We start from the raw sequence: 7,669 nt of genomic DNA on the forward strand, positions 1-7,669 counted from the left end.
GAGGTCAGGAGTTCAATTCTCCTTAGCTCCACGTTTCCGAAACCCCAGCGGTCGGCCGGTCCGGTCGACCGCTGGGGTTTCGCCGTTTTCGTGTTGGGCGGCGGGTCACCGAGTGACTCAGCGGCCGGTGCCGAGCGACAGTGCTTCATCAGCGGCACGGAATCGAAGGTTCAATCGGAGCGTGCCGAGCATGATGCCCGGCTGATGCATCCAGTCGTTGCCGTCTCCGTACTCGATCGATTCGAGACGGTCGAGGAGCGCACCCCAGGCGACCTGCTGCTCGAGCCGTGAGAGCGTCGCCCCCGGGCACACTCGAGGTCCGGTGGAGAACGTTAGATGCCGTGCGATCGACTCTCGGTCGAGGTCGAGGTCGAACGGGCAGTCGAACTCGTCCGGATCGACGTTCGCCGCACCGAAGCGCATGTGGAGCAGTGAACCGGCGGGCACCAGCACCTCGTGGAACAGCTCGTCCTCGGTGGTCATCCGCGTGGACAGCCCGTGGGTGGGTGCCCGCATCCGCAGCGCCTCCTCGACGAAGGAGCGGAGTCTGCTCCGGTCGGTCCGCAGCGTGGCGAACGTGCCCGGTGTCTCGCAGAGCAATTGGGCCTGCTCTTCGAGCGCGTACTGCGTGGTCTCGAGGCCGCCGATGATCATCGCGTGGACGATGCCGGCGATCTCGATGTCGGTGAGCGTGCGGTCGAGCGCTCGGTAGTGAACATCGCAGAGGAAGCTCACCATGTCGTCCTGCGGATCGGCGCGCTTCGCCGCGACGTGGTCGTAGATGTAGTCCTGGAAACCCTCGAGACGCCGGTTCATGTCGGCGGCCTGCTCGCGGGTCAGGTCGTGCTTCAAGCCCGTCCCGTGGACGAACGGTGTGACGGTCGCATCGCCCCACGCTGCGAGCTGTGGGATGTCGTCCTGAGGGAATCCGAGGATGCTCGCCATGATGCGTTGGGGGAGCGGACGGGCGAACCGGCCGATGAATTCCACCTCGTCGTCACCGATCCACTCGTCGATCAGATCGTTCGCGTGGGCGGTGATCATCTCACGGTGGCGCAGGGCTCCCGTGCCCACCCACGGATCGGTGAGCTCGCGACGGTGGTGGAAATACAGCTCCTGAGTCGGGCGGAGCGACACCATCGACGCCTGCATCAGGTTGTGGTGCTGGGCGTAGGCGTCCTCGGGCGACAGGCCCTTCTCGACGAGCTGTCCGACGCGCATCGTCGTCACGCTGCGGAACCGTTTCGGGTCCTTGACCACGCGGCTGATGTCGTGATGCTTGGTGAGTACGAAGGCATCGGAGCCGGGGGAGAGGCCGCCACCCTCGATCCGCAGCACCGGCTCGTCTCGATGGAGGATCTCGTAGGCCTCGTACCAGTGCTCCTGCGCCCCTTCGCCGAACAGGTCCACGTCCTCGAGTGCCGCCGGGCACGCCATCGGACTCAGGTCGTGATTGACATGCTTGGGATACGGCGCCATGTGCAGAACTCCCCGGGTCTCGGAATCGACGATCGGCTCCGTCAGTCTCTTCAAACGGCCGAGGCGTGGACGAGTCGTAGCGGGTCGCCGGGCCCCTCCCGGATCAGCAGGCGAACGACTCCGCCCCGAACGACACGACCGTCCCGTCGACTCCGAGGTAGTGCCCCGAGTTCTCGACCGTCGCAGGATCGGCGGACACGACCACGACCTGAGCGCCGGATTCGAAGCGTTCGTCGCCCGCGGCCGATGCTCGCGCAGCGAACGGCGGCGGAATCGTCGTCACGTCGTCGCCGATGTGAATGCCCTGGTCGGTCATGAGGTCGAGCGGGGGACCCGGAGCGCCCTGATCGAGGTCGGGCACCGAGAAGAGCACGGCGCGCCGATCGCCGACGTTCCAGAAGTGCAGGTAGGTCGCATCTCCGGTTCCCCAGAAGCCGAACGAGAGATCTCCCCACCACAGCTCCCGGTATTCGGTCAGCTCCGGGCACGGGCGGACGTCCGTGTTCACGTCGACCCAACCGGTGTCGAGGTCCGCCTCGCCGAGTTCGGGAGTGATCGCCTCGATCACCTCGTCGGGGCCGACCCCGCGTCCTGTCGCGAGACCTTGGATCGATCCCGATTCCATCGTGATCTCCACATTCGCGTCGTCGGAGGACGAGTCGCCGACCAGTTGGACCACGAGCAGGGCGGCGATCAACACGATCAACGCTGCCGCGATCAGAATGACGGCTCGACGCAGACGAAGGCGGTCCATCGCGCTCAGCGTAGTGGCACGACCGGCCTGCGTGATGCCAGATCGGCCGTGTCGTTCCGATCCGGACCGCCGTCAGCCCGCCGCTCCGGACAGGAGCTCGCGGTCGAGCGCCGAGCCGTCACGCTCGCGCAGTGCGGCATTGACGCGTTGGCGTTCGAGGATCTGTTCGAGCGTCTGGGTGGCCTGCTCGATCGGGTGATCCGCAAAGAATCGGCGGGCATCATCGACAGCTTCTGCGGTGTTCAGCAGCTTCACCGAGTCGACCATCCGGACGATCGTGTTCCCAGGAAAGCGGGCGTTGGCCTCGTCCCAATGCTCCTGAACGAACTGCCAGGACGACGCGCCCTGGCCACGGTTGCCGATGGCCGCACGCAGGAGGAACGGTGCGTTCTGGGTCTTGACCGAGTCGCTCATCGCGAGTTCGCAGGTGCGCGCGGCGAGTTGCTCGTCGTCGTACTCAGCGAGCGCGAACAGGAGCCGGAGTTGTTCCTGTGGCGTCGACGCGCTGGACACCCCGTCGAGCATTCGGTCATAGTCCGCGGCGTCACCCGAGGCAGCGACGACCGCGGTGGCAGCCGAGAGGAGCTCCGCGTCCACGGACGCGCCGTCGAGCGAGCGAGTGAACAGGTCGCGACACGTGGCGATGATCTCGTCGTCGCGGCCGAGTGAACCGGCGGTGCGTGTGAGCAGCCCGCGCAGCTTGCGGGTGAGGTCGCTCTCGCCGGCAACGGGATCGCCGAGGTCGGACAGAGCGGGCCTGACGAGCGTTCGGACGCGGCCGCGCAGCGCGTCGAGAGCGTCTCCCTCGACGAGGCGGGACACGCCCCCCAGCGCAACCACCACCGCCTGCCACACGCCGTACTCGCGCTCGTCAGCGAACACGTCGAGCAGGTCGAGCAGGTCGACCGCCGACATGCGCCCGGCGAGGGTTGCCGCCCACGCATCGTCGACCAGGCAGTACCGCTCCAGCGTGGTGAGTCCGGCCAGCGCCTCGGGGTCGGCCAGCCGCGCCCGCAGTTCGGGCCCGTAGGCGACACGGAAGAACCCATGGCCACCGGCGTTCACGATGATCGCGTCGGTGTCCGAGACCGGGGCGGTCGTGACGGACCGCTCGGGCTCGAGGAGCAGCGTCGTGGTCTCGGCGCCGGAGCGAACGTGCACGGGGATCATCCAGCCGTTCCCCCCGTCGGCGCTGTCTCCACCAGCGAACTCGAAACGCTCCTGGCGCAGTTCGACGACGGCCTCGCCGTCGACGGTCGCGATCTCCGCGGTGACGAGCGGGTAGCCCGGCTGCCAGATCCACGAATCCATCATCTGACGGACCGGCTCGCCCGAGGTCGCCTCGATCGCATCCCAGAGATCGTTCGTCTCCGTGTTCGCGTGAGCGTGGGTCCGCAGGTAGTGCGACACACCTTCCCGGAATCGTTCCGCGCCGAGGTACTGCTCGAGCATCCGGAGCAGTGCGCCACCCTTCTGGTACGTGAGCACGTCGAACATGCCGTCGGCTTCGGCGGGGGAGCGGACCTCGAACTCGACGGGTCGAGTGCTCGCGAGCGAGTCGACCTCGAACGCCATGCTGCGCTCCAGTCCGAAGCTCGTCCAGCGCTCCCACTCGGGTGCGAACGCGTCGCACGCGGCGATCTCCATGAAGGTCGCGAAGGCCTCGTTCAACCAGATGCCGTTCCACCACCGCATGGTGACGAGGTCGCCGAACCACATGTGGGCCAGCTCGTGGGCGACGACGTCGGCGACGTTCTGGCGTTCGCTCTGCGTCGAGGTGTCGGGGTCGACGAGCAGCAGACTCTCGCGGAAGGTGATGCAGCCGAGGTTCTCCATGGCCCCGGCAGCGAAGTCGGGGAGGGCGATGAGGTCGACCTTGTCGGACGGGTACGGGATCCCGTAGTACTCCTGGAACCAGCGCAGACTGAACGTGCCGACGTCGAGACCGAATCCGGTGAGTGCCGACTTCCCCGGTACGTGCACCACGCGGAGCGGGATCCCGTCGACGTCGACCGGCTCGGTCATCTCGAGTCGACCGACGACGAACGCGACGAGATACGGGCTCATCACCATCGTGTCGGCGAAGCGGATGACGGTCCGCCCCTCGGTGGAGGAGCGCTCGATCTCCGAGCCGTTCGAAATCGCGGTGAGACCGTCATCGATGTCGAGTGTGATCCCGAACACCGCTTTGAACGCCGGCTCGTCCCAGCAGGGAAAGGCGCGACGGCAGTCGGTCGCCTGCATCTGTGTGGTCGCGATGACCTGCTCGACCCCGTCGTCGTCGGTGTAGGTGCTGCGGTAGAAGCCGCGCAGTTTGTCGTTCAGGATTCCCGTGAATTCGATCTCCAGTTCCGCCGCTCCCGTCAGCTCGTCGCGGGTCGTGACGGTCATCCGCTCGGTCGTCGCATCCAACTCCCAGGTCGCATCGGCACCGTTGACGCTGACCGAGTCGATCCCGAGTTCGATCGCGTTGAGCACGACGGTGGAGGTCGGACGCTGCACATCGAGCGCGATGCGGACATGGCCGGAGAAGGACGCGTCATCGAGGGACGGTCGGATCCTGACGTCGTAGCGGCTCGGGAGCACGGTGCTCGGAAGGCGGTGCGGGTCGGGGGTGGAATCGCCTGGGCCCGTGTCGGTGAGATCGGATGTCGCTGCGTCGGGAGTCGCCATGTCCCGGAGAGTACCGGGGGTATCGTTTCCCGTCGTGTCCGATTCCAGGTTCAGTTCGCCGTCGTCCGATCGACCGACATTCGACGTCGTCGGCATCGGAAACGCGCTCGTCGACGTCATCGCCCACGCGTCCGACGACTTCCTGGTGGGACACGACCTGGTGAAGGGCGCGATGACGCTGATCGAGACCGAGCGGGCCGTCGAGTTGTACGGCGCCTTGTCGGGTGCGGTCGAGATGAGTGGCGGGTCGGCGGCGAACACGATGTGCGGCATCGCGAGCTTCCGCGGGAAGGCGGCGTACATCGGCAAGGTCGACGATGACGACCTCGGTCAGGTGTTCGGACACGACATGCGCGCCGTCGGCGTCGCGTTCCCCGGGGAACTGTCGAAGCAATCGGTGCCGACGGGACGCTGCGTGATCGTCGTGACACCCGATGCCGAGCGAACGATGAACACGTTCCTCGGTGTGTCGTCGACGCTCGGTGTCGATGACCTGGACGAGAGCGTGATCGCCGCCGGTCAGGTGCTCTACATGGAGGGGTACCTGTTCGACCGTGATCCAGCGAAGGCCGCGTTCCGTCGTGCGGCCGATGTGGCGCACACGCACGGCCGAACGGTGTCGCTGACGTTGTCCGATTCCTTCTGCGTCGATCGCCATCGCGAGGACTTCCGCGGACTCGTTGCGGACAGCGTCGACCTGTTGTTCGGGAACGAGGACGAACTGCTCTCGCTCTACGAGCTCACCGACTTCGACGAGGCCGTCGCGGCCCTGCGTGCCGAGTGCTCGACCGGTGTGATCACGCGCGGAGCCGCCGGTTGCGTGGTCGTCACTCGCGATGAACTCATCGAGGTGCCGGCGGTTCCCGTCGACCGGGTCGTCGACACCACCGGAGCCGGTGACCTGTTCGCAGCCGGATTTCTCCACGGATACACGACCGGTGCCGACCTCGCGGAGTGCGGTCGGCTCGGGTCGATCGCCGCGGCCGAGGTGATCAGCCACGTCGGTCCACGTCCGCTGGTGGAGTTGCATACGCTGCGGGACGATGACTGAGACACTGCAGATCGCCGAGGCGTGGCTCGCGGCCGAGCCCGACGACGACCTGCGCACGGAGCTGTCGGCGTTGATCGACGCGGCCCGTTCGGGCGACGACGCGGCGAGCGCCGATCTCGCCGCCCGGTTCGCCGGCCGGTTGCAGTTCGGAACCGCCGGCCTGCGTGCCGCGGTCGGAGCCGGGTCGATGCGGATGAACCGGCTCGTCGTGCGCCAGGCAGCCGCCGGACTCGGTCGGTGGCTGTTGGCCGAAGAAGCGGCAGGAAGGATCGAGGGCGTCGCCGATCGTGGAGTCGTGATCGCCCACGACGCGCGTCGCAAGAGCGACGCTTTCGCGCTCGACACGGCGCGGGTGCTGGCCGCACAGGGGATCCGCTCGATGCTGCATCCCGGGGTGCAGCCGACGCCGGTGCTCGCCTGGTCGATCACCGGGCTCGGGGCTGCCGCGGGCGTGGTGGTCACGGCTTCGCACAATCCGCCGGCCGACAACGGCTACAAGGTGTTTCTCGAGACCGGATCGCAGATCGTGAGCCCCGTCGACCAACAGATCTCCGACGCGATCGAACAGGTCGACCCGCTCGACGTTCCGATCGGCCGCGAGGACGATCACCTGATTCGCCGCCTCGACACGTCGTGGCAGGAGGCGTACGTCGCCGCGGTGCCGACGGTTCGGTTGCGCCCCGAGGTGAGCGGGGTTCCGGTCGCCTACACGGCGATGCACGGTGTCGGCGCCGAGACCATCGAGATGGCGTTCACCGCTGCCGGGTTCGACCGGCCGATTCCTGTCGTCGAGCAGCACCAGCCGGATGGAACCTTTCCGACCGTCGCATTCCCGAATCCGGAGGAACCGGGCGCGATGGATCTGTTGCTGCGGACGGCGCAGGAGTCAGGCGCCGCGATCGCCTTGGCGAACGACCCGGACGCCGACCGGCTCGGCGCGGCGATCCCGCAGGCCGACGGTTCGTGGCGCAAGCTGTCGGGCGACGAAATCGGCTGGCTGTTCGCTGACCACATTTTGAGCCACACGTCTGGGGACGACCGACTGGTCGTCACGACCCTGGTGTCGTCGTCGTTGCTCGCTGAGATGGCGGCCGCGCACGGAGTCCACGCCGAGGAGACCTTCACGGGTTTCAAGTGGATCGGCCGGATCGCCACGGAACGTGCTGCCGAGGGACAACGTTTCGTGTTCGGGTACGAGCAAGCGCTCGGCTATCTCGTCGCGCCGCGACCGCTCGACAAGGACGGCATCTCGGCGGCGGTGATGATGGCCGAGATCGCGGCGTGCGCAGCTGCCGACGGCGTCAGCCTGCAGGATCGCCTGGATGCGATCGCCGACCGGTTCGGCCGCCACGTGACCGCTGAGCTGTCGGTGCGGATTCCGCCGGCGGTCGGCGCCGAGTGGGTCGACGCGATCGTGGCAGCCCCGCCGTCCGAGATCGGCGGCGTCACCGTCGACGCGGTGTCGGCCTTCCCCGAGGCCAACCTCGCTCGCATCGTCTTGGACAACGGCGCTCGGCTCCAGGTCCGCCCGAGCGGCACCGAGCCCAAGGTCAAGCTCTACGGCGAAGCCGTCGACATGGACGACCAGGTCCTCGCCGACCTCCTCACCGCCCTCGCCGCCACCGCCCCCGCCTGAGGGGTCCGCCACGCGGCCGGCCAGGACTCGGCCCGACACCCGGTTCTCGTGATCTTCTCCGGCGCTCCGTGCGCGA

5 protein-coding genes are annotated in these 7,669 nt (G+C 67.5%); 2 read left to right on the plus strand and 3 right to left on the minus strand.

Translation table 11 applies throughout. From position 1 onward, the window contains the following. Nucleotides 1-117: 117 nt before the first annotated feature. The 3 genes from ON45_RS10275 to ON45_RS10285 all read right to left on the minus strand — a co-directional run bounded on the left by ON45_RS10275 (nucleotide 118) and on the right by ON45_RS10285 (nucleotide 4,906). On the minus strand, nucleotides 118-1,479 hold the full coding sequence (locus tag ON45_RS10275) for a cytochrome P450 (RefSeq protein WP_040493633.1): 1,362 nt from the start codon (nucleotides 1,477-1,479) through the stop codon (nucleotides 118-120). Nucleotides 1,480-1,582: 103 nt separating this feature from the next. Further along, complete coding sequence (locus tag ON45_RS10280) at nucleotides 1,583-2,233, minus strand: hypothetical protein (protein ID WP_040493634.1); 651 nt, start codon at nucleotides 2,231-2,233, stop codon at nucleotides 1,583-1,585. 72 nt (nucleotides 2,234-2,305) lie between these two features. Further along, nucleotides 2,306-4,906, minus strand: a complete 2,601-nt coding sequence (locus ON45_RS10285; RefSeq protein ID WP_051062853.1) for a M1 family metallopeptidase — start codon at nucleotides 4,904-4,906, stop codon at nucleotides 2,306-2,308. 34 nt (nucleotides 4,907-4,940) lie between these two features. Between ON45_RS10285 and ON45_RS10290 the strand changes: the two genes are divergently transcribed. Both ON45_RS10290 and ON45_RS10295 read left to right on the plus strand, forming a co-directional pair. Further along, a complete protein-coding gene (locus ON45_RS10290; RefSeq protein WP_241432189.1) occupies nucleotides 4,941-5,957 on the plus strand; it encodes an adenosine kinase in 1,017 nt (338 codons plus the stop codon). Further along, nucleotides 5,950-7,593, plus strand: coding sequence for a phospho-sugar mutase (locus tag ON45_RS10295; protein WP_040493636.1), 1,644 nt, complete (start codon nucleotides 5,950-5,952; stop codon nucleotides 7,591-7,593). The genes ON45_RS10290 and ON45_RS10295 overlap by 8 nt, the downstream gene beginning before the upstream one ends. Nucleotides 7,594-7,669 lie beyond the last annotated feature (76 nt).

It is taken from the genome of Ilumatobacter nonamiensis YM16-303 (genome assembly GCF_000350145.1).
Classification (GTDB): Bacteria; Actinomycetota; Acidimicrobiia; order Acidimicrobiales; family Ilumatobacteraceae; genus Ilumatobacter_A; species Ilumatobacter_A nonamiensis.

Excerpts from the sequence above, each read along its gene's own strand:
- ON45_RS10275 (WP_040493633.1), bottom strand. The coding sequence starts at position 1,479 with ATGGCGCCGTATCCCAAGCATGTCAATCACGACCTGAGTCCGATGGCG.
- ON45_RS10280 (WP_040493634.1), bottom strand. The coding sequence starts at position 2,233 with ATGGACCGCCTTCGTCTGCGTCGAGCCGTCATTCTGATCGCGGCAGCG.
- ON45_RS10285 (WP_051062853.1), bottom strand. The coding sequence starts at position 4,906 with ATGGCGACTCCCGACGCAGCGACATCCGATCTCACCGACACGGGCCCA.
- ON45_RS10295 (WP_040493636.1), top strand. The coding sequence starts at position 5,950 with ATGACTGAGACACTGCAGATCGCCGAGGCGTGGCTCGCGGCCGAGCCC.